This window comes from Bradyrhizobium guangxiense (assembly GCF_004114915.1).
In the GTDB taxonomy this organism is placed as follows: Bacteria; Pseudomonadota; Alphaproteobacteria; order Rhizobiales; family Xanthobacteraceae; genus Bradyrhizobium; species Bradyrhizobium guangxiense.
Window position 1 is genome coordinate 4,737,130 of record NZ_CP022219.1, and the last position, 26,479, is coordinate 4,763,608.

At 64.9% G+C, this 26,479-nt stretch carries 29 protein-coding genes; 14 read left to right on the forward strand and 15 right to left on the reverse strand.

Annotation, left to right across the window (positions count from 1 at the left end; genetic code table 11):
* Positions 1-395: 395 nt before the first annotated feature.
* Complete coding sequence (locus tag X268_RS22710; protein ID WP_128926986.1) at positions 396-788, reverse strand: hypothetical protein; 393 nt, start codon at positions 786-788, stop codon at positions 396-398.
* A gap of 291 nt (positions 789-1,079) precedes the next feature.
* Here X268_RS22710 and X268_RS22715 point away from each other — a divergent pair, with 291 nt between their 5' ends.
* Positions 1,080-1,337 (forward strand): DUF2798 domain-containing protein, encoded by a 258-nt coding sequence (locus X268_RS22715; protein WP_128926987.1) that lies wholly within the window; start codon positions 1,080-1,082, stop codon positions 1,335-1,337.
* Between the two features lie 13 nt (positions 1,338-1,350).
* Here X268_RS22715 and X268_RS22720 read toward each other — a convergent pair whose 3' ends face one another.
* The 3 genes from X268_RS22720 to X268_RS22730 all read right to left on the reverse strand — a co-directional run bounded on the left by X268_RS22720 (position 1,351) and on the right by X268_RS22730 (position 4,578).
* Positions 1,351-3,138, reverse strand: coding sequence for a chloride channel protein (locus X268_RS22720; protein ID WP_128926988.1), 1,788 nt, complete (start codon positions 3,136-3,138; stop codon positions 1,351-1,353).
* 13 nt (positions 3,139-3,151) lie between these two features.
* The gene (locus tag X268_RS22725) at positions 3,152-3,805 is read right to left on the reverse strand and encodes an L-fuculose-phosphate aldolase (protein WP_208764388.1); all 654 of its coding nucleotides are present in this window, start codon (positions 3,803-3,805) and stop codon (positions 3,152-3,154) included.
* A 146-nt stretch (positions 3,806-3,951) separates the two neighbouring features.
* The gene (locus X268_RS22730) at positions 3,952-4,578 is read right to left on the reverse strand and encodes a MarC family protein (protein WP_128926989.1); all 627 of its coding nucleotides are present in this window, start codon (positions 4,576-4,578) and stop codon (positions 3,952-3,954) included.
* An 88-nt stretch (positions 4,579-4,666) separates the two neighbouring features.
* On the opposite strand from X268_RS22730, the gene X268_RS22735 reads away from it, so the two are divergent.
* From X268_RS22735 to X268_RS39605, 5 genes are all read left to right on the forward strand, one after another.
* Positions 4,667-4,873, forward strand: coding sequence for a hypothetical protein (locus tag X268_RS22735; protein ID WP_128926990.1), 207 nt, complete (start codon positions 4,667-4,669; stop codon positions 4,871-4,873).
* A gap of 117 nt (positions 4,874-4,990) precedes the next feature.
* The gene (locus tag X268_RS22740) at positions 4,991-5,557 is read left to right on the forward strand and encodes a YciE/YciF ferroxidase family protein (protein WP_128926991.1); all 567 of its coding nucleotides are present in this window, start codon (positions 4,991-4,993) and stop codon (positions 5,555-5,557) included.
* A gap of 148 nt (positions 5,558-5,705) precedes the next feature.
* The gene (locus X268_RS22745; RefSeq protein WP_100175437.1) at positions 5,706-6,089 is read left to right on the forward strand and encodes an Hsp20/alpha crystallin family protein; all 384 of its coding nucleotides are present in this window, start codon (positions 5,706-5,708) and stop codon (positions 6,087-6,089) included.
* An 8-nt stretch (positions 6,090-6,097) separates the two neighbouring features.
* Positions 6,098-8,494: an endopeptidase La gene (gene lon, locus X268_RS22750; protein WP_128926992.1), complete on the forward strand. Its 2,397-nt coding sequence runs from the start codon at positions 6,098-6,100 to the stop codon at positions 8,492-8,494.
* A gap of 5 nt (positions 8,495-8,499) precedes the next feature.
* Positions 8,500-8,655: a hypothetical protein gene (locus tag X268_RS39605; protein WP_164937872.1), complete on the forward strand. Its 156-nt coding sequence runs from the start codon at positions 8,500-8,502 to the stop codon at positions 8,653-8,655.
* 72 nt (positions 8,656-8,727) lie between these two features.
* Here X268_RS39605 and X268_RS22755 read toward each other — a convergent pair whose 3' ends face one another.
* The 8 genes from X268_RS22755 to X268_RS22785 form a co-directional block, all read right to left on the reverse strand.
* Complete coding sequence (locus X268_RS22755; RefSeq protein WP_025037698.1) at positions 8,728-9,030, reverse strand: HU family DNA-binding protein; 303 nt, start codon at positions 9,028-9,030, stop codon at positions 8,728-8,730.
* A gap of 344 nt (positions 9,031-9,374) precedes the next feature.
* Positions 9,375-10,607, reverse strand: a complete 1,233-nt coding sequence (locus X268_RS22760; protein WP_128926993.1) for an acetyl-CoA C-acetyltransferase — start codon at positions 10,605-10,607, stop codon at positions 9,375-9,377.
* 280 nt (positions 10,608-10,887) lie between these two features.
* Positions 10,888-12,351: a GH1 family beta-glucosidase gene (locus X268_RS22765; RefSeq protein WP_128926994.1), complete on the reverse strand. Its 1,464-nt coding sequence runs from the start codon at positions 12,349-12,351 to the stop codon at positions 10,888-10,890.
* Between the two features lie 150 nt (positions 12,352-12,501).
* The gene (locus X268_RS22770) at positions 12,502-12,909 is read right to left on the reverse strand and encodes a hypothetical protein (RefSeq protein WP_164937873.1); all 408 of its coding nucleotides are present in this window, start codon (positions 12,907-12,909) and stop codon (positions 12,502-12,504) included.
* A gap of 61 nt (positions 12,910-12,970) precedes the next feature.
* Positions 12,971-13,138 carry a hypothetical protein gene (locus tag X268_RS39610; RefSeq protein ID WP_164937874.1) on the reverse strand — a complete coding sequence of 56 codons (168 nt, stop codon included), beginning with the start codon at positions 13,136-13,138 and terminating at the stop codon, positions 12,971-12,973.
* A gap of 145 nt (positions 13,139-13,283) precedes the next feature.
* On the reverse strand, positions 13,284-13,643 hold the full coding sequence (locus tag X268_RS22775) for a hypothetical protein (protein ID WP_128926996.1): 360 nt from the start codon (positions 13,641-13,643) through the stop codon (positions 13,284-13,286).
* A gap of 90 nt (positions 13,644-13,733) precedes the next feature.
* Positions 13,734-16,202: a TonB-dependent receptor gene (locus X268_RS22780; RefSeq protein ID WP_208764389.1), complete on the reverse strand. Its 2,469-nt coding sequence runs from the start codon at positions 16,200-16,202 to the stop codon at positions 13,734-13,736.
* 163 nt (positions 16,203-16,365) lie between these two features.
* A complete protein-coding gene (locus X268_RS22785; RefSeq protein ID WP_128926998.1) occupies positions 16,366-17,724 on the reverse strand; it encodes a histidine kinase in 1,359 nt (452 codons plus the stop codon).
* A gap of 215 nt (positions 17,725-17,939) precedes the next feature.
* Here X268_RS22785 and X268_RS22790 point away from each other — a divergent pair, with 215 nt between their 5' ends.
* Both X268_RS22790 and fghA read left to right on the forward strand, forming a co-directional pair.
* Positions 17,940-18,560 (forward strand): response regulator, encoded by a 621-nt coding sequence (locus X268_RS22790; protein WP_018320706.1) that lies wholly within the window; start codon positions 17,940-17,942, stop codon positions 18,558-18,560.
* A 77-nt stretch (positions 18,561-18,637) separates the two neighbouring features.
* Positions 18,638-19,483, forward strand: coding sequence for an S-formylglutathione hydrolase (gene fghA, locus X268_RS22795; protein ID WP_128926999.1), 846 nt, complete (start codon positions 18,638-18,640; stop codon positions 19,481-19,483).
* A 38-nt stretch (positions 19,484-19,521) separates the two neighbouring features.
* On the opposite strand, the gene X268_RS22800 is transcribed toward fghA, so the two are convergent.
* Positions 19,522-20,094, reverse strand: coding sequence for a DUF3280 domain-containing protein (locus X268_RS22800; RefSeq protein ID WP_128927000.1), 573 nt, complete (start codon positions 20,092-20,094; stop codon positions 19,522-19,524).
* A gap of 60 nt (positions 20,095-20,154) precedes the next feature.
* Here X268_RS22800 and X268_RS22805 point away from each other — a divergent pair, with 60 nt between their 5' ends.
* From X268_RS22805 to X268_RS22830, 6 genes are all read left to right on the forward strand, one after another.
* Positions 20,155-21,336: an ABC transporter substrate-binding protein gene (locus tag X268_RS22805; RefSeq protein WP_128927001.1), complete on the forward strand. Its 1,182-nt coding sequence runs from the start codon at positions 20,155-20,157 to the stop codon at positions 21,334-21,336.
* 8 nt (positions 21,337-21,344) lie between these two features.
* The gene (locus X268_RS22810; RefSeq protein WP_164938172.1) at positions 21,345-22,313 is read left to right on the forward strand and encodes a YVTN family beta-propeller repeat protein; all 969 of its coding nucleotides are present in this window, start codon (positions 21,345-21,347) and stop codon (positions 22,311-22,313) included.
* A complete protein-coding gene (locus X268_RS22815; protein WP_128927003.1) occupies positions 22,310-23,116 on the forward strand; it encodes an ABC transporter ATP-binding protein in 807 nt (268 codons plus the stop codon). Before X268_RS22810 ends, X268_RS22815 begins: the two co-directional genes overlap by 4 nt.
* Positions 23,113-23,961 carry an ABC transporter permease gene (locus X268_RS22820; protein WP_128927004.1) on the forward strand — a complete coding sequence of 283 codons (849 nt, stop codon included), beginning with the start codon at positions 23,113-23,115 and terminating at the stop codon, positions 23,959-23,961. The genes X268_RS22815 and X268_RS22820 overlap by 4 nt, the downstream gene beginning before the upstream one ends.
* On the forward strand, positions 23,958-24,566 hold the full coding sequence (locus tag X268_RS22825; protein ID WP_128927005.1) for a hypothetical protein: 609 nt from the start codon (positions 23,958-23,960) through the stop codon (positions 24,564-24,566). Before X268_RS22820 ends, X268_RS22825 begins: the two co-directional genes overlap by 4 nt.
* Before the next feature lie 128 nt (positions 24,567-24,694).
* Positions 24,695-24,997 (forward strand): copper-binding protein, encoded by a 303-nt coding sequence (locus tag X268_RS22830; RefSeq protein ID WP_128927006.1) that lies wholly within the window; start codon positions 24,695-24,697, stop codon positions 24,995-24,997.
* A 43-nt stretch (positions 24,998-25,040) separates the two neighbouring features.
* On the opposite strand, the gene X268_RS22835 is transcribed toward X268_RS22830, so the two are convergent.
* Positions 25,041-25,598, reverse strand: coding sequence for a PQQ-dependent catabolism-associated CXXCW motif protein (locus tag X268_RS22835; protein ID WP_128927007.1), 558 nt, complete (start codon positions 25,596-25,598; stop codon positions 25,041-25,043).
* Positions 25,595-26,476 carry a substrate-binding domain-containing protein gene (locus tag X268_RS22840; RefSeq protein WP_164937876.1) on the reverse strand — a complete coding sequence of 294 codons (882 nt, stop codon included), beginning with the start codon at positions 26,474-26,476 and terminating at the stop codon, positions 25,595-25,597. Before X268_RS22840 ends, X268_RS22835 begins: the two co-directional genes overlap by 4 nt.
* Positions 26,477-26,479: the final 3 nt, after the last annotated feature.

Consider the following 26,479-nt stretch of genomic DNA (forward strand, 5'->3'; position numbering starts at 1 on the left):
TTTGCCGTACGCGCGGTTCGCTTGTTCGCCGCAGTTTTCCCAGCCCTGTCGACGGAGCCGGAAACTTACAGGCGAGACGAACCTGACAGCGCCGTTCGTCCGCACGAAGCCTCGGGGTCACGGAGAGCAATCCGCCCTGCCCTTCACCTCTCGTGCATGACGCTGCCGCGTCCACCGCAAGCCCGGCTCGCGAAAATGACGACCACATGATCGCCTCTCAAGGATGAGCCGGGATGGGCGACAAGTACGATAGAACAGAATTTCGGCAAAGCAGAATATTTTGCCGGAGATGGATTGACAGCCGTGCGGGTGTTTTGCCCGTCGGCCGTCCCAAGGCAACAAAAAGGCGGCGCAAAGCACCGCCCTTTTGCCAAATCCCAGCTGATCCGGCCCTATCAGTAACCCGGATCGTAATAGTAGGGGCCACCGCCGTAATAGCCGGGACCACCGTAGTACGGACGCGGGCCATAGCCGTAATAATAGCGGTTCTCGTAATAGTCGCGGCGCCGCTGCTCGGCGATCACGCCGCCAATGATGCCCGCCGCCGCGCCCATGAAAGCGAGGCCTGCGGCGTTCGGCCCGCGTCGATAATAATGGCGACGTCGGACTGCGCTGAAATCGGTGACATCGGAGGACGCCTGCCCTGCCGCTGCAGTCTTTACGGACATGGCCGATCCCGAGGATGCCGCGGCCGAGGGCGAGACGGAGGCCGCGAGCAGCGCCACACTTGCGAACGCGGCCAGAACCACATTGCGGCCGGCTGCGGAAATCGTCGGTGCATTCCTCATCTTGATCATCCTCTGTTTTCGCTCAAAACATACGTAAGAAAACGGTCCGTAACGCGCAAACCACTGAAATGGTTTCCTGATCGCGGCGATCTGCCACGCTTTGAACAATTGTAAACCGAACGGCCAAGTCCCAGCTTGCACCATCCAACCTGAGCGGATAATGAACAGTCGCGCCGTTTTTCGGCTGCCGTAAGCGTTTTACGTGAACCAACGCATCAACCGACGCGGTCGGGATCGATGCCAATTGCAGGGTTCAACGTGATCGACGCGTCCTTTTCCAAGAGAAACCAGATGATTGTGGTTCGCAAACTGCCGGCGCGCTATGCGCCGATCGTGATGCCATTCGTGCTGTCCATCCTCATGACCGCCGTGGTGTCGATCATTTCGACGCTCCGAAGCCTCGGGGCAACGCCGGCCTTCCTCGCGACCTGGCCCGGCGCCTGGGGGCTGTCCTGGCTCGTCGCCTTCCCAACGCTGCTCCTGGTGCTGCCGCTGGTGCGGCGGATCGTGACGTTCCTCGTCGCATCCCCGCCTCAACCAGGCAAATAACCGGCACCGGCGTTTACGACAGCGCGCCCAGCACGCCCCTCGTCGCTTTGTCGATCTCCTCGACATAGCGGCGGCGGGCGAAGGTTTCGGTGAGGAAGCCGACCACCTTGCGGCTGTCGGTGGAATCGACCACCGCCAACATCTCGGCCTCGGCCTCGTCGAACACCGCCATCGCCGACTTCACGTTCATTTCCGGGATCAGCACGATGTCGATGAGGCGCGCGAGCTCGATCACCTGGATGTCGTCGGCGATGGTGTCGAGGTCGCTGGAGAACAGGTCCGGCAGCAGGACCAGCCCGACATATTCGTCCGCATTGTTGACGATCACGACGCCCGGCCGCGAGCCCAGCGCGATTTCGCGGCGAGCCGCCGCGATCGTCGTGGTCGAGGGCACCTTGCCGACGTCGGAGCGCATCAAGCGTTCGACGGTGAGGTTGCGCAGCCAGCCGACGTCGTTGGCGCTGCGGATGGTCTCGCCGCGCAGATGCAGTCGCCACGTCGAAAAGGAATGGCCAAACATGAAGCGGACGCAGATCGATGTGACGATGCAGCCGGCGAGCACCACCGCGGTGACGTCGACGTTGCGGGTCATCTCGAGCACCAGGAACGACATGGTCAGCGGGCCGCCGACGATGGCGACACCGAGCGTCGCCATGCCCGTCAGCATCGCGACCAGCGGGTCGATCACGAAGTTCGGACTGATCAAGAGCAGCACCGCGGCAAAGAACTTGCCGATCAGGCTGCCGACGAACAGCGAGGCGAAGAACAGACCGCCGCGGAAGCCCGAGGCGAGCGAGATCAGGCAGGCCGTCACCTTCAAGGCGATGATCAGCGCGATCATGCCGATCGCCATCTCATGAAACAGATCGAGCACCATGGCACCGTGGCCGGCCGCCAGCACCTGCGGGGTGACGATCGCAAAGCCGCCGACGATGAGGCCGCCGAACACAGGCCGCAGCCAGACCGGCAACCAGGAGAACAGGCGCTCAAACGTCGGCGAGGAGCGCATCACGGCGATGCCGACGCCGCTGGTGACGAGGGCGAGCCCGATCAGCGCCAGATATTGCTCGACGCCGACGGCGCTGACCTTGGGTATCTCCAGCGAATAGGGCGCGCCGCCGAGCCATTGCGCGGTCAACGCGCCGGCGAGCGAGGCGGCCAGGATCGGAGCCGCGCTGCCGACCGAATAGACGCCGACGATCAACTCGCAGGCATAGAAGGCGCCGGTGATCGGCGCGCCGAACGCCGCCGCGATCGCCGCGGCGGCGCCGCAACCGACCATCAGGCGCAGATCGTTGCGGCGCAGATTGAAGAACTTGCCGAACAGCGAGGCGATCCCCGAGCCGATCTGGGTATATCCCGCCTCGAGGCCGACCGAGGCGCCGCAGCCGTTGGAGATCAGCGTCTGGCTCGACACCACCACGCTGTCGCGCATCGACAGATTGCCGCCGCGCAGCGCGTTCGCCTCGATCGGGTCGACCGCGCTCGAAATCTTCATGCGTCGCCGCGACCATTCCATGATGCCGAGCGCCAGCCCGCCGAGCGGGGGCGCGATCAGCGCCGCCCACGGACTCACATAGGCGTTGGAGGACAATCGCACGTCGACGGGGATGCCGTAGATCACCACATGGGCGATCTGCGCGATCTCGGCCATCAGCGTCACGACCGCGCCGGCCAGCGTGCCGATCACCAGCGCCAGCGGGATCAGGTAGAACTCGTTGCTGCGCAAGAGCGCACGGAGCCGGACCATGGTCCGGTTCGTTCCCTTGCGATCGACGAGATGCCTGATCCGCACGAACACGTTCTGCCTGCCCCTACCCTTCCGACAGGCCGTAGCCGGCCATGCGCTGGCGGACCCGCTCGATCTCGGCGCTGGGGAGCAGCGGCGGTTGCCCGATTTGGAGACAACCGTGATATTGCCGCGCCAGCGTCTCGACTTCGACGGCCAGCCACATCGCCTTGTCCAGCGTCTTGCCGATCGCGATCATGCCGTGATGGTCGAGCAGGCAGGCGAGCCGCCCCTGCAGCGCCCGCACCGCATGTTCGGACAGCTCCGCCGTTCCGAACGTCGCATAGGGCGCGCAGCGGATGCTGTCGCCGCCGGCGGCCGCGATCATGTAGTGCACCGGCGGGATCTCCATGCCCATGATCGCCAGGATGGTGCAATAGGTCGGATGCGCGTGCACGACGGCATTGACGTCGGGCCGCGACTTCAGGATGTCGCGATGAAACCGCCATTCGCTCGACGGCTTCTGATCCGGCGCGTGCGCGCCGTCCATGGTCATGAAGACGATCTGGTCCGGCATCATGGCCTCATAGGGCACGCTGGTCGGCGTGACCAGAAGCCCGTCCACATGCCGGACAGAGATATTGCCCGAGGTGCCCTGGTTGATGCCCAGCGCGTTCATGCGCCGGCAAGCGTCGATGATGGCCTGTCTTTTGGCGGGCTCGTCCGCTGTCATCGACATTTCGATTTCCTGACGATGGGCTTGTTAGAGCGGAAGTACGTCAAACCAACATGGCAGCGCAAGCGAAAGCGGCACCGATCCGATGCCGCCCCTGCCAAACCACGAAATGGACGGCAAAATCAATGGAATTACCGATTGCCGCAGCCCTATGACAGGCTGGTCCGGACGGCCGCAACCCCGTTGATCACGAACTGCACGGAATAGGCGGCGAGCAGCATGCCGAGAACGCGCGAGAGCACCGCATTTCCGGTGCGTCCGAGCGTGCGCGCGATCAGCTGCGCCGAGACGAAGCACAGCATGCAGAGCAGGCAGACCGAGAGGACGACTGCGATGATGATCGCGAGCCTCGCTCCATAGCCGGCATCGCCCGACAGGAGCAGCGTCGTCGCAATCGCGCCCGGGCCGGCCATCATGGGGATGGCCAGGGGAAACACCGCGACATCGGAAGCGTGCTCTGCAGTCGCCTTGTCGGCCTCGCGGGCCTCGCGATGCGGACGATCGCCGAAGATCATCTGATAGGACACGCCGAACAGCAGCAGCCCGCCGGCAATCTGGAACGCGGGAATGCCGATCCCGAGCTGGCGGAGCAGCCAGTTGCCGGCCAGGGCGATCACCACCAGGATCGAGGCCGCGACCAGCGGCGCGCGCAACGCGATCGTCCGCTTGGCCCTGTCGGGCAGGCCGGCTGTGGCAGCCAGAAAGGCCGGCACGAGACCGACGGGATCGATCACCAGCAGCAGTGTCACGAAGGCCGACAGGGAGAAATCGAGCATGTGTCGGGGTGGTCCTCGGACGCTGGAACGATGGCTGCCGCGCAGACTTAGCCCAGCACAGCCGCTTTGCAAATCACTGGAGAGGACAATGAGCGACAGTGGAATCGGAATGCTGCTCGGCCACGCCTCGGCCCAGATGCTTTGGCTCTGGTTCATCGGCGCCTTCGTGCTCGGCGGAGCCCTCGTCTACGGCGTGATGAAGGCCGGTCATCTGCGCCGCGGCGAGCGGGCGCAGCTCGATCGCAACACCGAGGCACGCCAGCGCCAGGAAGACCCTTACAAGCGCCCCACCTGAGCGTTCGCCCCGCGGGCGCGCCGGTTGCAGTTTGGAACTTTCGTTCTGCAAGCGGCTTTGATCGCCTGAGGATTGAGGAAGGCGAGGCCTTCCCGTGTCGCCTCATGAGGAGGACGTATGGCTAAACGAGCGAAGAAACGCACAACCAAGAAGACCGCGGCGCGCCGGCCGCGTCAGGCGCCGAAGATGCTCAGCGACCTGTTTCTGGAGACGCTGAAGGACATCTATTTCGCCGAGAACAAGATCATCAAGACCCTGCCGAAGATGGCCAAGGCCGCGCAATCGAAGGATCTGGCGGCGGCCTTCAACAAGCACCTGCGCGAGACCCAGGGCCAGGTCAAGCGGCTTGACCAGATCTTCAAGATGCTGGGCAAGCCGGCACGCGGCAAGCCCTGCGAGGCCATCAACGGCATTGCCGATGAGGGCGCCGAGATCATGAAGGAGTTCAAGGGCGCACCGGCGCTCGATGCGGGGCTGCTCGCGGCCGCCCAAGCGGTCGAGCACTACGAGATCTCCCGCTATGGCACCTTGCGCACCTGGGCCGAAGAGCTTGGCATGCAGGACGCCGCAAGGCTGCTGCAGGAGACGCTGGACGAGGAAGAGGCGACGGACCATACGCTGACCGAGCTCGCCACCTCGGTGATCAACCTCGAGGCGGAAGAAGAATACCGCGCCGCGGCCTGACCTGCCCCGGACGATCACGGAACGCCGCGGCCCATGCCGCGGCGTTTGTTTTCGATCGCACGACAGCGCATGGCACGTCGGCGCCACCGCACTGGATTTCCCGGGAACCAGCCCCATATGCAGGCTTTCCCACCCCAGAGCCCGCATCATGCAACCCAAAAATCCCCTCGACTGGATGCTGTCCGAAGCCCTGGACTCGCTGACCCGCGCCGACCGGCTGCGGCAGCAGTTCGGCCGGCAGGAAGCCTGCTGGGAGCCGCCGATCGACGTGCTCGAAACCGAGCACGAGCTCCTGATCTTGGTGGCGCTTCCCGGCGTCAATCCGGACAATGTCGAGACGGTCATCCATGACGGCGTCCTCGTCATCTCGGGCCGGCGCACCCTTCCGCCGGAGCTCCGCAACGCCCGCATCCACCGGCTCGAGCTGCCGCAGGGGCGGTTTGAGCGCCGCATTGCATTGCCCCTTGGCCGCTACGCCATCAGCCGCTTCGTGATGGACGGCTGCGTCGCACTGCGCCTCGCCAAATCCTGAGGTCGATCATGGCCACCGAACAGATGAACAACAACACGCAGAACAATTCCCAGAACGGCTCCGACGTGAAGATCCCCGACGACGCGCTGATCATCGTCCCCGTGCGCGAGATGGTGCTGTTTCCCGGCGCCATCGCGCCGATCACGATCGGCCGCGCGAAGTCCATCGCCGCCGCGCAGCAGGCCCTGCGCGAGCAGCGGCCGATCGGCGTCGTGCTGCAACGTAGCCCCGAAACCGAGGAGCCCGGGGCGGACGATCTCTACCGGGTCGCGACCATCGCCAACATCGTGCGCTACATCACCGCGCCCGACGGCACCCACCACATCGTCTGCCAGGGCGTGCAGCGCGCGCGCATCCTCGACTTCCTGCCGGGGACGCCGTTCCCGGCTGCCCGCATCCAGCAGATTCCCGAGCCCACCACGACTTCGCCCGAGATCGAGGCGCGCGCGCTGAACCTGCAGCGCCAGGCCATCGAGGCGATCGAGCTGCTGCCGCAGGCGCCGCCCGAGTTGGTGGCAATGTTCCAGGGCACCAGTGCGCCCGGCGCGCTGGCCGATCTGGCGACCTCGTTCATGGACATCAAGCCGCAGGACAAGCAGGAGGTGCTGGAAACCATCGACCTCGCCTTGCGCGTCGAGAAGGTGTCCAAGCACCTGGCCGAGCGGCTGGAGGTGCTGCGCATCTCCAACGAAATCGGCCAGAAGACCAAGGCCTCCTTCGACGAGCGCCAGCGCGAGGCGATCCTGCGCGAGCAGATGGCGACCATCCAGCGCCAACTCGGCGAAGGCGACGGCAAGGCCGCCGAGGTCGCCGAGCTGACCGCTGCCATCGCCAAGGCCAACATGCCGCCCGAGGCGGACGCGCACGCCAAGAAGGAGCTGCGCCGCTACGAGCGCATGCCGGAGGCCGCCGGCGAGGCCGGTATGGTCCGCACCTATCTCGACTGGCTGATCGAGCTGCCCTGGGCGCTGCCCGCGGAGAAGCCGATCGACATCAAGGAGGCGCGCGCCATCCTGGATGCCGACCATTTTGGCCTGGAGAAGATCAAGAGTCGGATCATCGAATATCTGGCGGTGCGCAAGCTCGCCCCGCAGGGCAAGGCGCCGATCCTGTGCTTCGTCGGTCCGCCCGGCGTCGGCAAGACCTCGCTCGGCCAATCCATCGCACGCGCGATGGATCGCCCCTTCGTGCGCGTCAGCTTGGGTGGCGTGCATGACGAGGCCGAGATCCGCGGCCACCGGCGGACCTATATCGGCGCGCTGCCGGGCAACATCATCCAGGGCATCAAGAAGGCCGGCGCGAGGAACTGCGTCATGATGCTGGACGAGATCGACAAGATGGGCCGTGGCGTCCAGGGCGATCCATCGGCGGCCATGCTGGAGGGGCTGGACCCCGAGCAGAACGGGACGTTCCGGGACAATTACCTCGGCGTGCCCTTTGATCTGTCGCGCGTGGTGTTCATCGCGACCGCCAACATGCTGGACCAGATCCCGGGTCCGCTGCTCGACCGCATGGAGCTGATCAGCCTCGCCGGTTACACCGAGGACGAGAAGCTGGAGATCGCGCGGCGCTATCTGGTGCGGCGGCAGCTCGAGGCCAACGGCCTTTCGGCCGAGCAGGCCGAGATCGAGCCTGAGGCGCTCAAGCTGGTGGTCAAGGGTTACACCCGCGAGGCCGGCGTGCGGAACCTCGAGCGCGAGATCGGCAAGCTGTTCCGGCATGCCGCGGTGCAGGTCGCCGAGGGCACGGCCGCGAAGGTCGTGGTGACGGCGAAGGACATCGCGACCGTGCTCGGCCAGCCGCGCTTCGAAGGCGAGATCGCGCAGCGCACCAGCATTCCGGGCGTGGCCACCGGCCTTGCCTGGACGCCGGTCGGCGGCGACATCCTGTTCATCGAGGCTTCAAAGGTGCCCGGCAAGGGCGGCATGATCCTGACCGGCCAGCTCGGCGACGTCATGCGCGAGAGCGTGCAGGCTGCGATGACGCTGGTGAAGGGCCGAGCCTCCCAGCTCGGCATCGATCCGCAAGCGTTCGAGAAGAGCGACATCCACGTTCATGTGCCGGCGGGGGCCACCCCGAAGGACGGGCCGAGCGCGGGGGTCGCGATGTTCACGGCGCTGACGTCCCTGCTCACCAATCGCACAGTGCGCAGCGACACCGCCATGACCGGCGAGATCTCGCTGCGCGGCCTGGTGCTCCCCGTAGGCGGCATCAAGGAGAAGGTGGTCGCGGCCGCGGCCGCGGGTCTAAAGCGGGTGATGCTGCCGGCGCGCAACAAGCGGGACTATGACGACATCCCGAAGAGCGCGCGGGACAACCTCGAATTCATCTGGCTGGAGCGCGTCGACGAAGCCATCGCCGCGGCGCTCGAGCCGGCTGAAGCCAAGGTCGAGGCGGCGGAGTGAATGCGATGAAGAAACTGCTGGAAAAAGCGAAAAGATCGCGGAAGACGCAGCGGCTGCGCCAGTTGCTCGATCGCGCGATCGACCGGGTTCGCGATGGGCTGGCGGCACCTGGGCCGCAGCTTCAACCCATTCCGATCCGGGTGAAGCGCCGCAAGGGTTGAGCCCTCCGTCTCAGGCCCTCGCGGCTGCCCCAAACAAAAGGCCTCCTCCGATCCGAGGAGGCCTTCGCGTTGTTAGCCCACGGCGTCCTTGGCCGCCTTGACCGGGCGGGCGCGGACGATCTTCCGGGCCGGCTTGGCCTTGAACATCATCTCTTCGCCCGTGAACGGGTTGGTACCCTTGCGCGCCTTGGTCGCGGGCTTCTTGATCACCACGAACTTCGCGAAGCCCGGCACCAGGAACAGGCCGTTCTTCTTGAGCTCCTTGTGACCGACGTCGGTCAGCGTCTCCATGACGTTCTTGACGTCGCGCTTGGAAAGCTCTGTGGCGGTCGCAATCTTTTCGATCAACTGCGATTTGGACATTTGGGTGGCCATCGTGTCTCCTCTGATTCGTGACGGCTGCATATTAGACCAACCGGCGAAGGCCTATAGCCTTCTGCACAGTTTTGTCGCGGTTTTACGGGCATTTTTGGCCCTCTGTGGCAAAAAACCCTACTTTTTAGCTGCTTCCCGAGCGGGAGAAGCTTCAGGCAGCGGATTTTGCCTTGTTTCAAAGGCCCGCACGACATCTTGCTAGAACTGATTCGCCGCTTTCGACAAGCGAAGACCGGCTTCTTTGTGAAAGGAGGCGCGTGTTTCACCCTGAAAAATAAGGGTCGGATCGCACCTCGCCTGTCTTCCTCCCCGTAAAAACAGGGAGAAAGTGAGGGGGTGATCGGCTAGACGCGCTCGATGATGATGGCCGGCGCCATGCCGCCGGCGGCGCACATGGTGACGAGGCCGCGCTTGAGGTCGCGCCGTTCGAGCTCGTCGAGCACGGTGCCGATCAGGATGGAGCCGGTGGCGCCGATGGGATGACCGAGCGCGATCGAGCCGCCATTGACGTTGACCTTGGCGCGGTCGAGCTTGAGGTCGCGGATATATTTTTCCGCCACTACCGCGAACGCCTCGTTGATCTCGAACAGGTCGATGTCGTCGATGGCAAGGCCCGCCTTCGCCAGCACCTTGCGCGTCGCCGGCACCGGCGCGTTCAGCATCAGGGTCGGCGAGTCCCCCATGTTGGCCATCGCGACCACGCGGGCCCGGGCCTTGAGGCCGTGTGCCTTGGCGTAAGCTGGCGAGGCCAAGAGGATCGCGGCAGCGCCATCGACGACGCCGGACGAGTTGCCGGCGTGATGCACGAAGTCGATCTCGAGACCAGGATATTTCTGCAGGATCAGGCCGCGATAGGTCGTGCCCTTGTCGTCGAGCGCGTAGTCGGCGATGGCCGGGAAGGCCGGTTTCAGGCTGCTGAGTCCCTCCATCGTGGTCTGCGGCCGCGGATATTCCTCGTGATCGAGCGCAAGGCTGCCGTCCTCGCGGTGGACCGGCACCAGGCTCTTCTTGAAATGCCCGTTCGCGATCGCATACGCGGCGCGCTTCTGGCTCTCCAGCCCGAGCGCGTCGACGTCCCTCCGCGTGATGCCCTCCATCGTCGCGATCGCATCTGCGCAGACGCCCTGATGCGACTGCGGATGCCGCGCGCGCAGGTGCAGATTGCCGTTGTCCATCATCATCGGGCCGGAGCCGCGGCGTCCTTCCATCGACATCATCTCGCAGCCGCCGGCGATGACGAGGTCTTCGGCCCCTGCCATGATCGAGCTTGCCGCCATGCTGACGCTGGTGATGCCGCTCCCGCAGAAGCGGTCGAGCGTCACCGCGCTGGCGCGCACGTCGTAGCCGGCGTCGAGCGCCGACATCCGCCCGAGGTCGCCGCTTTGCGTTGCGACCTGCGCACTGCAGCCCCAGACGATGTCGTCGACGTCGGCGGTGTTGATCCCGGTGCGGTCCGCGAGGGCGCGCAGCACGGTTGCCCCGAGCTGCTGGGGATGAATGCCCGAAAGCGCTCCCTTGCCGGCCTTGCCGACGCCCCGCGGGGTCCGGCAGGCATCGATGATCAGCGCGTCAGCCATTGGCGTTGTCCTCTTGTTTATGGGTCTTGAGGACGGTTTTGAATAAGGGAGAGAATGGAGTCAATGCGCGGCGCTACGCATCCTCTCCCGCCCCTCACTCAGATTTTCCGCTACGCGAAAGCCTCAGCGACGTCATGGCCGGGCCTGTCCCGGCCATCCACGCCTTGCCTTACCATGGGCACGAAGAACGCGGATGCCCGGGCCTTCGCCTCGCCGAAGCGGCTTCGGCCGCGCAGGCGAGACAAGCCCGGGCATGACGGCCTCTCCACGAAGAAAGCAATCACGCCCCCGCCGCGTTCCTCGCGATCACATTGCGGTAGAAGCTGGCGCTGAGTTTCGGCGTGCGCATCTGGGTGTCGAAATTGACGTGGTACAGCCCGAAACGTTTGTTCAGCCCGTACACCCACTCGAAATTGTCCATCAGGCTCCAGAGGAAATAGCCACGCACCGGCACGCCTTCCGCCGTGGCGCGCTGGAGCTGGGCGAGATAGTTGCGCAAATACATGATGCGATCGGTGTCGTAGATCTTGCCGTCCGGCGTGACGACGTCGTCGCCGGAAGCGCCGTTCTCGCTGATATAGATCGCATCCGTCTTCCAGATCTTTGCCGCCAGCTTCGGCACCCAGTAGATCGTCTCGGGCCCGACACGCAGCCAGTCCGAATTCATGCGCGGGAAGGATTTCGGGATCGGCAACGGCATGAAGCCCGGGCCCTGGTCGGATGCCACCACATAATTCTGCGGCGCGTAGATGTTGAGGCCCAGGAAATCGACCGGCGAAGAGATGATCTTCAGCTCCGCATCGGTGTATTTGGGCGCGTTGGGTCCGGCGAATTTCAGGAAGGCGTCGGTATAGCGGCCCGTCATGATGACGTTGAGATAGCCGGCGTTCATCTCGCGTAACGCGATCTCGGCGGCGCGAACGTTTTCCGGCGTGTCGACCGCGGGCGCACAGGCATCGACATTCTCGGCCGGCCCGACCCTGGTGCCGCGCCGGCCGTGGGCGCGCACCGCCTGCACCGCGAGTCCGTGCGCCAGCGCGCTGTTGTGCCTGACCTGGTTGACCTCGGCTTGCGGCAACGTCATGCCCGGGGCGTCGATGCCGATCCCGTAGCCGAAATAGACGAAGCGGCCGCTCTCGTTCAGCGTGAACACGTTCCTGACGCGATCGGTCAGATGCTCGGCGACATAGGCGGCATAGTCACCGAAGATCTTGCAGGTCTCTCTGGAGCGCCAGCCGCCGAAGCGATCCTGGAGCGATTGCGGCAGATCCCAATGATACAACGTCAGCCACGGCTCGATGCCGTTCTTCAGGAGCTCGTCGACGAGACGGTTGTAGAAGTCGAGCCCCTTCGGGTTGGGCTTGCCGTCGCCGTCCGGAAACAGCCGCGGCCAGGCCACCGAGAAGCGGTAGGCCTTGCAGCCGAGCGCTTTGATGAGCGCGATGTCCTCCTTATAGCGGTGATAGTGTTCATTGGCGCGGTCGCCAGTGGTGCCGTCCTCGATCTTGCCGGGGAGGCGCACGAACTTGTCCCAGATCGAGGCCCCTCGCCCATCCTCGTTGACCGCGCCCTCGACCTGATAGGATGAGGTCGCCGTGCCCCAGACGAAGCCGGCCGGAAAGCCGCTTCCGCCGCGCGGCGGCGCTGGAGGCCTGGCTTCGGCTGCATCGCGCGAGCCGGTCAAGCCGGCCGCAGACAGCCCCGCCATTTTCGCGAACCGGCGACGCGAGACCTTGTCCGACATTGATGCCCCTCAGCTTCCGAGCCGTTGCGGGGCACAATGGCGGGGCCGGAGCGGTTTGAGAAGCAAGCTTTGGGAAGAACCGGATGCAGAATCGAGCGGCCTGGGGCGCGACATAGGGATGCGGGCCAGCCGACGCGCCGCCGGCATTGATCAGCGCAAGCGCTTTGGCAGCCTTGGCAGCTTGCCGGGGTTGAACGCCGGGTGCTGCTCGGTTCGCTCAGATGCCAGCTGCGGTTGTTCGGTGAGAATGAGCGTTCCCTGGAGAATCATTCCCGGCACCTGTTGTGCCGTCGCGGTGTAAGTCGCGATCTTGCCGGGGCAGCTTCCCTCGATGTCCAAGGTGAGCTCGTCTTCCACGCCGAACACCGTTGCACGTCCGTCGGTATGGCGCTTGGTCGACACGGTGGCAGTGAAGCGATCTCCATTGACCTGACACGAGCCATGATACGTCATCAAGCTGTCGCGGCCCCAAATCTGTCCGTCAGCGACATGGACGATGCCGGTACCCTGGTCGAGCGGCGTCTTGTACCACGCCGCATATGTCCCGTCCTTCAGCATGGGAGCAGTCTCCCTTGGCCATTCCCGCGCGATAATCCGCACGATTAGCGCTAAGGAACCGTTAATCTCGCGGCCCGTGCCAATCCGGCCTGTCCTTGCGCAGCTCGGCTTCAAGCTCCTCGACGATGCCGTGAAGCAGACACGCGGCAAGCGGATCCGTCACCTCCCGTTCCAAACGCCTGTAACGCGCGATCCTGCATTCCTGCTCTCTCAATTGGCGCTCTGTCATCACACGGGCCCTCCGACATATCGACGCGGAGATCGCCGATCCGTTTCGTTAAACTTTTCTGATCATTTGCGATGGTTGCTGATCGGTAAAGACAATGCCGCGCGAACCCGGCGCCGGAGCCACATCATCCAAAGGAGTTCTCCCTTCAAGAGGACAGACGAAGCCAGATGTCCTTGCTCGCCAACGTCCCGCTCGGGGTGGCAATCTCCATGTCCACGACATGTAGAGAGCCGGGCTGGTCTCCATAGATGTACTTGAGGTGCCACATGCGGCCCAGGTCCGGCGAAATGACGAAGTCGTCCAGACCGTCGGTAATGGCCCTGATGGCCTCGCGATGCGTCAAAGGGGCGGACGACATTGCATCGATCAGGTTGGCGAGGCTCATGCCCTCGACGAGCATGAGCCGCGCAACCTCGTCACCATAGACATGCCGGAGCGCTGCAACGATAGCGGCGACGGCATCCGGATTTTTCAACGACACGGCAAAGCGAGCCTCCGGCAGCATGATGCCGGAAGCAGGATAATTTACGCAAGCGATCCGCCCGGAGACGGAGCGGAACTCCGCCCGAGCGCAGACGGTTGCGGCTTGACGCGCCTAGAACGTCACCCGCATGCCAGCATAGAATGCCCTTGGCCTCGCCGGGCTCAGCGAGCGCGGGTCGGTGAAGTCGTTGCCGCCGTTGGTGAAGTTGGGCAAGGCCTCGCGGTCGAAGAATTGCCCGTAGGTCGCGTAGCGCTTGTCGAACACATTATCGATGCGGCCGTAGAGCTGGACGTTCTTCGCGACCTGGTAGGAGGTGTGGAGGTTGAACACCGTATAAGACGGCAGCTTCGCATATTGGTTCGACTCATCGCCAACCAGATACTGGCTGGAGACGATCAGCGCGTTGCCGCCGACCTTCCAGACGTCGGTCACGGCGTAGTCGATACCGACCTTGACCCGATGGCGCGGGATCGCGGGGAGCTGGTTGCCCGGTGCGACGTGGATGGTGTTGGTGGCCGGATCGGCAAACGGGCTTTCCGAGCCGAGCTCGAGCGGATCGAGGAAGCGCGCGTCGACGAAGGCGTAGCTCGCCTGGAACTGGAGCGTCGGTGACTTGATGTTGACCTCCGCCTCAAGGCCCTGCCGGCGGGTCCGGCCAACGTTGGAGAAATAGCCGAAGCCGGTCCGCCCGACGACGGGGACCGCGACGATGTCGTCATAATTGGTGGCGCGAAAGCCGCCGATCTTCCAGCCGAGAGTGCCGATGTTCAGCTCCTTGGTGCCGCGCAGGCCGGCTTCCACGGTCTTGGACACGACCTGCTTGAGCGGCGGATCGGAGACCAGAAACGCCGCAATGAGACAGGGCCTGGCGGGATCGGAGCAGCCGAGCTCGAGCGGCGTGGGCACACGGTTGGCCTCGGAATAACCGGCGTAAGCAGTCAATTCCGGCGTGATCTTGTAGGTGCCGCCGATGACGGGATTGAAGCGGGTGAATGTGTGATCGCCGTTCAGCGCAGTCCCGAGCTGATCTTCCAGCGAGATCCGCGCCACGTTGAAACGGCCGCCCCCCGTGATGGCGAAGGCGTCCGTGACGTTGAACGTATCCATCGCATAGAGGCCGTTATATTGATTGACGGTCCGCAGCGAGACGGGGCCGGCAACGGGATCTGATGTGGGAGTCGCGCCCAGGAAACCCCCGCTGCCGCTGACGACGTAGTTCTCTCCCATCGAGCCGATCTCGGCGGTGGCGTTGTAGCGCGTCACGCTGGCGTCATAGGTGGCGCCCGCCACGAAGCGGTTGTCATGGCCCAACACTTGATCGGTGTTGGTAGCCTGTCCCGACACGCCGAACGTGGTCGAGCGGATCGAGCCCCGATCGATCTCGCCGAGGATCGTTCCCGGAGCAAAGGGATTGGCGAGCTGCGCGCCATTCGCGCCGTTGGCGGCGGTGGTGTCATTGCCGAAGCAGAGCAATGCCGGATCGGTGCACTCCTGCACGTCGGTCGGATTGCCGTCGACGATCTTCTGCTCGAACCTGCGCACGTGGGCGGTACCTTCGAGCGTCCAGGTCGGCGTCGCGTCGACCTTTCCGGTCAGGTTGAGATAGCCGACGCGGTTGGCGGTGGTCTGCGGCGTGGTGTAGGTCGCGCCCCAATATTTGTCGAGCAACTCGGCCGGGACGGTGGCGCTGGCGCCGAAATCGTTCTTGGCGACGCCCATATTGGCGTGGAATTCGCTGTCGCCGGCCTTGTAGCCGACATCGCCGTAGAAGCGCCGCACGGTCGATTCGGAGAAGTTGCGGAAACCGTTGTCGCGCAGGCCTTCGAGCGCGGCATAGACGGCGTAGTTCTTGTCGACCTGCTTGCCCCATTGCGCCGAGCCCTGGATGCGGCCGAACGAGCCGCCCATCAGATCGAGCTCGGCACCCTGATAGGTGAAGCCGTCCTTCATTTGCAGGTTGATGGCGCCGCCGAGCGCATTGAGGCCGAAGGCAGGATTGTTCGTCACCAGCGTCACGGACCTGATCGCGGCAGTGGGGATCAGGTCCCAATTGACGGCGTCCGAGAACGCTTCGTTGATGCGGACGCCGTTCTGGTACACGGCAAGGCCTTGCGGCGTGCCGGTCACGGGGGAAGCGACGAAGCCGCGGAATTCGACATCGGGCGTGAACGGATTGCCGGTGACTTCGCTGATGTTGACGCCGGCGATGTTGTCACGCAGCGCGTCCGTGACATTAAGCGAACCGGTGCGCTTGATCTGATTGGCATCGACGGCGTTGATCGCCGACGGAACCTTGTCGACATCAAGACCCCTGCCGGTGCCCGGGGCAGTCGGGTAGACGTAGATGCGCGTCCGAGGACTGGCGGACGACGCAGCCCCGATGCGCGCGACGGGTCGCGTCGGCGCGGTATGCCTCGCCGCCGGCGGCGGCGCCGTCACTTCGACCGGCGGCAGGTTCTGGACATTGGTCTCCTCGTCCTGCGCGGCCGCGGCGGGGGTCGCAAAGACTAGCCCGGACACCAGACCGGTCGATACCGAGGCCATCAACAAACGACGCTTGAACGAAAGAAACTTGCCCATCCCCGCCTTCCCATCCGTAACCACCGGCTGTTTTGATTTTCGCCGATTGGTTCAGACGAGTTTATTCGGCCGTAATCGGTGCGCCAGCCACAAAAGGTCGGGCAATATCCGCTCCCGTTTTCCCGACCAAATCGGGAATTCTTCCCGATCATCTCGGGCGCGATCAGACGGCCGCGGTCGGAACCAGCGCTTCCACCGTCAGCCCGCCGGCGCCGGAGACGACGTTGAGCGTGCCGCCCAGCGCCAGAATCCGCTCGCGCATGCCGACCAGGCCGAAGCCGAGCTTCTGGCCCGGCTCCATGCCGCGGCCATTGTCGCTGACCCGCACCCGGGCGCAGAAGCGGCCGTTGTGAGCCGTCCGCTCTGCCGGCTCGATGACGACATTGACCGAGGTCGCGCCGGCGTGGCGGAACACGTTGGTGAGCGCCTCCTGCACGATGCGGTAGATGGTGAGGTCGGCGGTCTCGCCCGTCTCGCCCAGCGCGGGTGAGATGACGGTCTCGATCGCGACATCGGGATGCGACTCCCGCCACAGCCGCGACAGCGATTCCAGCGCCTGACGCAGGCCGAGCTCGGCAAGGCCCACGGGGCGGAGGCGCTCCAGCACGCGGCGATTGAACTGCTGCAGCGCGTTGATCTGTTCCAGCATGGCGCTGCCATGTTTTCGCACGGCCTCCACGCTCGGAACGCGTCCATCCGCCTGCTTCGCCAGCGCGCCGGCATGCGCGCGCAGCGAGAACAGATACGGCCCGAACTCGTCATGGAGCTCGCGCGCGATCTCCTTGCGCTCGATATCCTGGAGCGACACCGCGCGCTCGGCAAGGCGCCGCTTGTCCTCGACTGCTTCATGCAGGGTTGCGGCAAGGTGGTTGAGCTTGGTGCAGATCGCGGCGAGCTCCGGTGCGCCGCCCGGCGCGACACGGGCCTGATAACGCCCGGCCTCGAGCTCGGTCATCACATCCGCCAGCGACCGCAGCGGCGCCAGCGCCCGGCCGACCACATTCATCATCAGGAAGAACAGCGCCAGCGCGATCGCCGAGCCGACCTCGAGCTGGGTGACGATGCCATCCCAGATCTCCGCGATCTCGTCATCGGGATGCGAGGTGATCAGGAGCGAGCCGGGCCTGCCATGGATCGACACCGGCACGCTCACCGCGGTCTGCTCGGGATGAACCAGGCTGACGAACCAGACCGGGGGCCCGCGCGTCTCGGCATCGGCGTCGGCCCGCGGCGGCGTCAACGGATTGCCGCCGGCATCCCGGAGCGCGATGCTGACATGGCGCAGACGGCTGAGGTCGCGCGCAATCTGGTTCAGCCTGGCATCCGGATCGGGCGCCTCGTTGAGATCGGCCACGATCATCTCGATGAATTCGCGCGCGAGGCGGATCACGCTCTGGTCCTCGGCCTGCACGCGGGGACCTGCCTCCGCGACCTGGCGGCCGATATTGACGGCGAGCCCCAGCGCCAGCAGCAGCGCCAGCAGGAGGTTGATGCGCCCGCGCAAGGATAGATTTTGCCACATTGGTATCGCCCGTGCCTCGCGAAGCCTTGCCCGCCCTGTCCGATGACGTTGACAGAGGCGAAGCGGCGGATATCTAATCGGAAGCGTACAGCAATCCCGGCCGGGTTGCATGAGGCGACCTCGGACACATCGCTCACGCGCCTGTCCCATGTCGGTATCATGCGGCGCAGAGCCTGCAGGTTTGTCACAGGGAACGCGCTGTCAGGGGAACGCCTATGCGCATTCTGATCGTCGACGATCATCCCATCGTCGCCTCCGGCTGCCGTGCCGTGCTGGCCGACGAGGGCGAGATCGAGATTTTGGAGGCCGCCGACGCCGAGGACGGCGAGTGCGTCTTCATCGTCGAACGCCCTGACCTCTGCATCATCGACATCAACTTGCCGACCGTCTCCGGTTTCGAGCTTGCCCGCCGCATCCTCGAGCGCGCCCCCGAGGCCCGCATCATCATGTTCAGCATGAACGACGATCCCGCTTTCGCTGCGCGCGCGATCGAATGCGGCGCCAAGGGCTACGTCTCCAAGACCGGCGATCCCGACGACCTCGTCGAGGCGATCCGCGCCGTCGGCGGTGGCGGCACCTACCTGCCGAGCGCGATCGCGCGCAGCATCGCGTTCGCAGGACCGACGCTGGCGCAAAGCCCGCTGTCGAAGCTGAACGCGCGCGAGATGGAGATCCTGCGGCTGCTCAGCGCCGGAAAGAGCCTGTCGGAGATCGCCTGGCTGGTGCAGTCGTCGTACAAGACGGTCGCCAACACCTCGTCGATCATGCGCCAGAAGCTCGGGGTGAAGACCTCGGTCGAGCTGGTGCGGCTGGCGATCGACAGCGGCGTCGCCTGACGCGCGGTCGGCCGCCACAAATTCGGTCACACAAGCGTTGCAATGTTGATGTGGTTAGATGCCACGGAGCTTACGGCATGACGATTCAGACTGTCTCGACCAATAAGTCCTATGGCGGCGTGCAGGGCGTGTATCGCCATACGAGCCAGGCGACCGGAACTGACATGGTTTTCTCGGTCTATGTCCCTCCGCATGCCGAGGGCGCGAAGCTGCCCGTGGTGTGGTATCTGTCCGGCCTGACCTGCACGCACGCCAACGTCACCGAGAAGGGCGAATTCCGCAAGGCCTGCGCCGAGCTCGGCCTGATCTTCGTCGCGCCCGACACCTCGCCCCGCGGCCCCGACGTGCCAGGCGATGCCAACAACGCCTATGATTTCGGCTTAGGGGCCGGCTTCTATGTCGATGCGACGCAAGAGCCGTTTGCACGCAATTACCGGATGTGGAGCTATGTCACCGACGAGTTGCCCAAGCTCGTGGCGGGAAATTTTCCCGTCGATGCCCGGCGGCAATCGGTGATGGGCCATTCCATGGGCGGCCATGGCGCGCTCACGGTGGCGCTGCGCAACCCGCACCGCTACCGCGCAGCGAGCGCATTCGCGCCGATCGTTGCCCCCTCGGTCGTGCCCTGGGGCATCAAGGCGCTGACCGGCTATCTCGGACCGAACAAGGACGCCTGGCGCAGCCACGATACCGTGGCGCTGATCGAGGACGGCGCGAAATTCTCCGGCTTCCTGGTCGATGTCGGCGAAGCCGACAATTTCCTGAAAGAACAGCTCAAGCCGGAGCTGCTGCAGGCCGCCTGCACCAAGGCGGGCATCCCGCTGACGCTGCGGCGGCAGGCGGGGGATGACCACAGCTATTACTTCATCTCGACCTTCATGAGCGATCATCTGCACTGGCACGCGGAGAAGCTGAAGGCGTGATCTTCTTCACCCTCCCCTGGAGGGTGGGTGAAGAGCCCCTACTCCGGCTTGCCGTAGTTCGGCGCCAGCAAGCGGTTCCGGATCAGGTAGCTCATCGTGCGTGTCCAGGCGTCATCGGTGTTGCCGCGCATGTCGGCGCTCGCCGCCGTGATCATGGCGCCGGTCTTCACGTCGCGCAGATAGATGTTGAGATTGATGATCAGGTTCGAGACCTTCTGCACCATGCCGGTGATCTCGAGCTCGGCACCCAATTGTTCGGCGAGCTTGAGGTCGCAGCCGCCGCAGGCCTGCAAGTTGGCGAGGCGGGCGGCGTCCCTGACCGGCGCGATGTCCAGCACCTGGAACTTGCCTGAGTCAGCCAATTCCTTGCGCAGCTGCTCGCTGATGCGCAGCAGGCGCGCCTCCTCCGGCCTGGAGCCGTAGAACTCGCCCGGCAGGCTGGTGTCGATCAGCTCGAAATCGAACACGGCCAGCTTCGGCGGATCGGCGCACGCGACCGAAGGCGTCAACAGCAAAGCGGCGAGCATCATGAATGCTCGCATGATCGTGATTCCCGGCCTGGCGCGCGCGGGGACGAAATGCGGGGTTGCATGCCCTGACAAATTGGTCATGCTTGAAGCTGAGACAATTCTCCACCTGCGGTCAAGCCGGGGAGAACGCCTGGAGGAAACATGATCCGATGGTTGGCCGGTCTGATCGGTCTAGCTCTTGCCGCAACGAGCGCGTTCGCGGCGGAGCCTGTCCAGATCGGCGTCGGCTACCTCGGAATCGCCGGCACCAGATCGACCCTGTCGCTGGTCGAGCAGCCCGCGGAGAATGACGGCGTTGCCGGCGCGCGCCTCGCGATCGAGGACAACAACACCACCGGGAAATTTACCGGCCAGCGCTTTTCACTGGAGGAGCGGCGCGTTCGGGAAGACGAGGACGTGGTGCAGGCCGCGACCGCGCTGGCCGAGAAAAACGGATTCATCATCGCCGACCTGCCGGCCGACGCGCTGCTGAAAGTCTCGGATGCCCTGCGCGACCGCGGCACGCTACTGTTCAATGCGGGGGCAATCGACGAGCGGTTGCGCGAGGCCGATTGCCGCGCCAACGTGATTCACACCGCGCCCACGCGCGCGATGCTGGCCGACGCACTTGGGCAATACCTGGTCTGGAAGAAGTGGTCGCGCTGGCTGCTGGTGGTCGGCTCGCACGATGAGGACAAGCTGTTCGCTGACGCACTGCGCCGCACCGCGACGCGGTTCGGCGCCAAGATCGTGCAGGAGCGCACGTTCGAGGACAAGGGCGGCGCGCGGCGCACCGATAGCGGCGTGACGCTGATCCAGCGGCAGATGCCGGTATTCACGCAACAGGCGCCCGCTTACGACGTGCTGGTCGCCGCCGACGAGAGCGAGGTGTTCGGCGCGTACTTGCCCTATCGCACCTGGGATCCGCGGCCTGTCGCGGGCTCCGCCGGCCTCGTGCCGCGCAGCTGGGACGCATCGCAGGACCAGTGGGGCGCGATCCAGATGCAGAACCGCTTCGTCAAGCTGAATTCGCGGCGCATGACGGCCCTCGACATGCAGGCCTGGACCGCGGTGCGCATGATCGGGGAAGCCACCTCGCGCACCAATTCCGGCGACGTCAAGAAGGTCATCGACTTCATCAAGGGACCGGATTTCTCGGTCGCCGCCTTCAAGGGCACGCGACTGACCCTGCGTGACTGGAATTGGCAGCTGCGTCAGCCGATCCTGCTGGTCGACGGCCGCATGGTGGTGTCGGTCTCGCCGCAGGAGGGATTCCTGCACCAGGTCTCCGAGCTCGACACGCTCGGATACGATCGCCCGGAGAGCAAATGCAAGCTGAAGTGAGAACGCAGATGTTGCGCATGTGGCGTGTGGGGCTTCTCTCCGGACTGGCGCTGGTGGCTGCGCCCGCGCACGCATTCATCGCCTATGTCTCGAACGAGAAGAGCAACACGGTCTCGGTGATCGACACCGACAGCTGGACCGTCACCAAGACCATCAAGGTCGGCCAGCGCCCACGCGGCATCGACTTCACGCGCGACGGCAAGTTCGTGATGGTCGCGGTCGGCGACGACGACACCATCCAGGTCATCGACGCCAAGACGCAGAGCGTGGTGGACAGCCTGCCCTCCGGGCCTGACCCGGAGTTGTTCGCCCAGGATGCGGCCGGCAAGATACTCTACGTCGCCAACGAGAACGACAACACGGTGACCGTGATCGATCTCGAGAAGCGTAGCCGGCTCGGCGACATCCAGGTCGGCGTCGAGCCCGAAGGCATGACCATCAGCCCGGACGGCAAGACGCTGATCAACACGTCGGAAACGACCAACATGGCGCATTTCATCGACACCTCGACGCGGCAGATCGTCGCCAACGTGCTGGTCGATGCGCGGCCGCGCTTTGCGGAGTTCAGGCACGACAGCTCGGAGATCTGGGTGTCCTCCGAGATCGGCGGTACCGTGTCGATCATCGATCACGGGAAGCACGAGGTGATCGGCAAGGTCAATTTCGAGGTTCCGGGCCTGCGCAAAGAGGCGATCCAGCCGGTCGGCATCGGCATGACCAAGGACGACAAGACCGCCTTCATCGCGCTGGGCCCCGCCAACCGCATCGCCGTGGTCGATGTCGCCTCGCGCAAGGTGACGAAATATCTGCTGGTCGGGCAGCGGGTCTGGCACATGGCGTTCACCCCCGACGAAAGATATCTGCTGACCACCAATGGCGTGTCGAACGACGTCTCCGTCATCGACGTTGCCGCGCAAAAGGTGATCAAGACGATTCAGGTGGGCGAGCTGCCCTGGGGCATCACGATCGCGCCATGACCAGTCCCGCTCCGATACCCGGGCCACGCGAGGCGCCGGGCCCGGATCCGGCCGCGGCGCCGGCGCTCTCGATCGATCGCGTCAGCCATGCCTATGGATCGCGGCGGGCGTTGATCGATGTCTCCTTCAACGTGCCGCCGGCGAGCTTTACCGCCCTGCTCGGCCTCAACGGCGCCGGCAAAAGCACGCTGTTCTCGCTGATCCCCCGCCTGTTCGGCATCCAGTCCGGCCGGGTCGGCATTTTCGGCCACGACATCGGCAAGAGCCCCGGCGAGGCGCTGCGGCTGCTCGGGGGCGTGTTCCAGCCGCGCACGCTCGACCTCGACCTGTCGCTGACGCAGAACCTGCTCTATCACGCGGCACTGCATGGTATCAGCCGCCGCGAGGCCGCCGCGCGCAGCGCCGAGCTGCTCGGCCGCATTGGACTGGCCGACCGCGCCCGCAGCAAGGTGCGCGATCTCTCGGGCGGGCAGATGCGGCGGCTGGAGATCGCACGGGCGCTCTTGCACCGGCCGCGGCTGCTGTTGCTCGACGAGCCGACCGTCGGCCTCGATGTCAAGGCGCGCGCCGACATCATCGGCCAAGTCCGTCAGCTCGTGACGGAGCAAGGCATCGGCGTGCTCTGGGCCACGCATCTGTTCGACGAGATCATGCCCGATGACGACCTCGTGGTGCTGCACCAGGGCAAGGTGCTGGCGCAGGGACCGATGAGCCGCGTCATCAGCGAGGCCGGCGCGCAGGACGTCAACACCGCCTTCATGCGCCTGACCGGCGCGCAAACCATGCCGGGAGGCGGCGCATGAGCAGCATCACCACGCAAGACGCCCCGCGCGGCTTCTCGGCCAGCGAATACATGACCTGCCTCACCGGCATCGTCTGGCGCGAGGGCCTGCGCTTCCTGCATCAGCGCGAGCGCTTCGTCTCGGCGCTGGTGCGGCCGCTGGTGTGGCTGTTCATCTTTGCCGCCGGCTTCCGTCAGGTGCTCGGCATCTCCATCATCCCTCCTTACGAGACCTATATCCTCTACGAGGTCTATATCGCGCCCGGGCTGATGGCGATGATCCAGCTCTTCAACGGCATGCAATCCTCGCTGTCGATGGTCTACGACCGCGAGATGGGCAACATGCGTACGCTCTTGGTGAGCCCGTTGCCGCGCGGGTTCCTGCTGTTCTGCAAGCTGCTGGCGGGCACCGCGGTGTCGCTGCTCCAGGTCTATGCGTTTCTCCTGATCGCCTGGTTCTGGGATATCCCCCCGCCGTCATCGGGCTATCTCACCGTGCTGCCGGCGCTGATCCTGTCCGGGCTGATGCTGGGCTCGCTCGGCATGCTGATCTCCTCCGGCATCAAGCAGCTTGAAAACTTCGCCGGGGTGATGAATTTCGTCATTTTCCCGATGTTTTTCGCCTCCTCCGCGCTCTACCCGCTCTGGCGGGTGCAGGAAGGCAGTCCCTATCTGTACTATCTCTGCGAGGCCAATCCGTTCACCCATGCGGTCGAGCTGATACGTTTTGCGCTCTACGGGCAAATCAACTGGATCTCGCTGGCGGTGGTCGCGGCTTGCACAATCGTCTTCATGATCGGCGCAATTCTGGCCTATGATCCCTCGCGCGGGCTGGCGCGACGTGGGCCTGCAGGAGGCGAAGGATGAAGGTTCTAGCGATGGCTGCTCTGGCGCTCGCGCTGTCGGGCACGGCCGCCGGCGCGGCCGATCCGCGCTACCCCAATTGGCCCTGCCCGCAAGCCAAGGTGCCGGAGATCTCGCTTGCCGCCGTCTGGGCCGGTCCTGCGCTCGACGACGCCGAGACCAAATGGAAGAACGATACGAAAATCACCGCGCTGGTCGCGAAACTGTCGGCGCGCAAGACGCCGATCGACGAGGCCGAGAAGTCGGTGAAAGACTTTTTGGCCGCCTCTTCCGCCGACAAGACCGCCAACGCAAAGCTGTTGTTCGCCGGCCTGTTCGACACGCTCAACGCCCAGCGTTCGCAGGTCATGAACGGGCTCGAACGCGTCAGCCGCAAGCAGCGCGAGGCCGCCGACAAGATCCGCGAGGAGACGATACAGCTGCAGGCGCTTCAGGGCGCCACGCCGCGCGACGAGGCCAAGGTCGAGGCGCTCGGCAACGAGCTGATCTGGAAGACCCGCATTTTCGAGGACCGCAACAAGGTGGTGCGGTTCGTCTGCGAGGTTCCAACCACGATCGACCAGCGCCTGTTCGCGCTCGGCCGCGTGATCCAGCAGGAAATGGAATAGGATTCGCATCACTGGCCCGGCGCGACAGGTTCCCGGATCGCGTGGTTAACCTTTGCCCTGCTATCTGCCGGAACCAAATCGATCTAGGATGGCTTGTCGAAGTGAACTCCAGACGTCGGGAGGCCTCGATGGGAACCACAAGATTCATGTTCGCGGGCGCAGCCGCCCTCAGCATGCTCGCAACCAGCGCCCTTGCTGACGACATGACCGGGATGATCACGCGGATCGACCGGCTCAACGGCACGATCTCGATCCAGGAGACGCAAAAAGGGACGGTCGGCGCCAGTGCAGGCAGCGCCGGCGCGCTGCAGGAGTACAAGGCCAAGGACGCCGCGATGCTGGAGGCCGTCCATGCCGGCGACAGGGTGACCTATTCTGCGACCGAGGCCAATGGCACGGGCACGCTGACGAAGTTGGAGAAGCAGAAGTAGGCGAGGCACTTTCTGGCGCCGCGATCGCAGAGCCCCAACACGCTTATTGCTCGGGGCGCGGCTCGGGCTCGGCCGCGTCGGTTGGAAGCCTGGCGCGTTCCCAGCCGTCGGTGCCGTCGGGGTACCACGCGACGTTGGAATAGCCATAGGCCAGCGCGCGCTTGGCCGCGTTCCAGGACATCCAGCAATCGGCGAGGCAATAGATCACCAGCAGCGCGGCCTTGTCGCCGCCCGAGACGCGGGCGAGACCGCGCTGGAAATAATCCTCCATGGCCGGCGGCAAACTGCCGTAACCGGTATCCGGCAGCCAGACACTGCCCGGAATGTTCCTGCGCGGCGCATCGCGCCACACCGTGCCTCCCGGCAGGTTCTTCGGCTTCGGCGGCCGCGGCAGCACGTCGACGAACGCACCGCTCCTGGCGCGCCAGATCGCTTCGGCCTCCGAGGTGGCGAGCACGCGCGCGCCGGCCAGCGTCGCCGGCACCGGTGCGCGATAATTGTCGGTGCGATAGCCTTCGGGCTCGAACGGCTCCTGCTGCTGCGCGAACGCCGGCACCGCGAACGCGGCAGCGACGAGTGCCGCGGCAAGAGGCCGTCTCATGGCGTCTTCTTGGCCGTCTCCGCACTGAGCGGCCGGTCGCTCTCGTCGAGCAGTGGTACACCGAAATCGACCAGGATCTTGTTGATCTCGCCCTGGTTCTCCTGGATCAGCTTGTTGAGCTGTCGCTTCCAGTTCTGGTCGGCGGGGCGCACGCCCATGCCGATGCGATAGACCAGCTTCGGCCCCGTGGTTTCCTTCACCAGCGGCGTGACATGAAGCGAGCCGACTTTCTTCGCGTAGTAGCCGGCCATGGGCCCCCACAGCACGCCGGCATCGATCTTGCCCGCAGCGAGGTCGTCGATCATGGCCTGCGCCGAATTGTCGTAGCGCGTGTCGATCATGAGCGGATAGGGCTTGGCATCGCCCATCAGGCCGGCAAGGGCCATGTTGGTCGCCGGTGGCGTTCCGGCGACGATGCCGACATGCCTGCCCTTCAACTTCGGATCCTCGAGCGTATCGACGTCCTCGAGCCCGCTGCCGGCCTTGGCAACCAGCGCATAGGTCGTGCGGTAATAGGGATTGGTGCCCTGGACGACGTCATCGCCCTGCGGGAAGCCCATGATGACGTCGCAGCGATGCGCACCCAGCGTCATGCGCACGAAGCCGGTGGCCTGCGGGAAGAAGACGTAATCGAGCTTCTTTTTGAGCTTGTCGGCAAACAGCTCCGCCAGCTTGTTCTCGAACCCCTCGCCCTTCTCGTTCGAGAACGGCAGATTGCGGGGATCGGCGCAGACGCGCAGCACGTTCGGGTCGACCAGCTCGAATGAGAGATCGCCGCTGTCCTTGGTCTGCGCCACGGCGATGTCACCGAGCGCACAGGACGCAACCAGGACCGAGAGTGAAAACAACCAGCGACGATGTCGTCCGGCCTCCGTCATCGC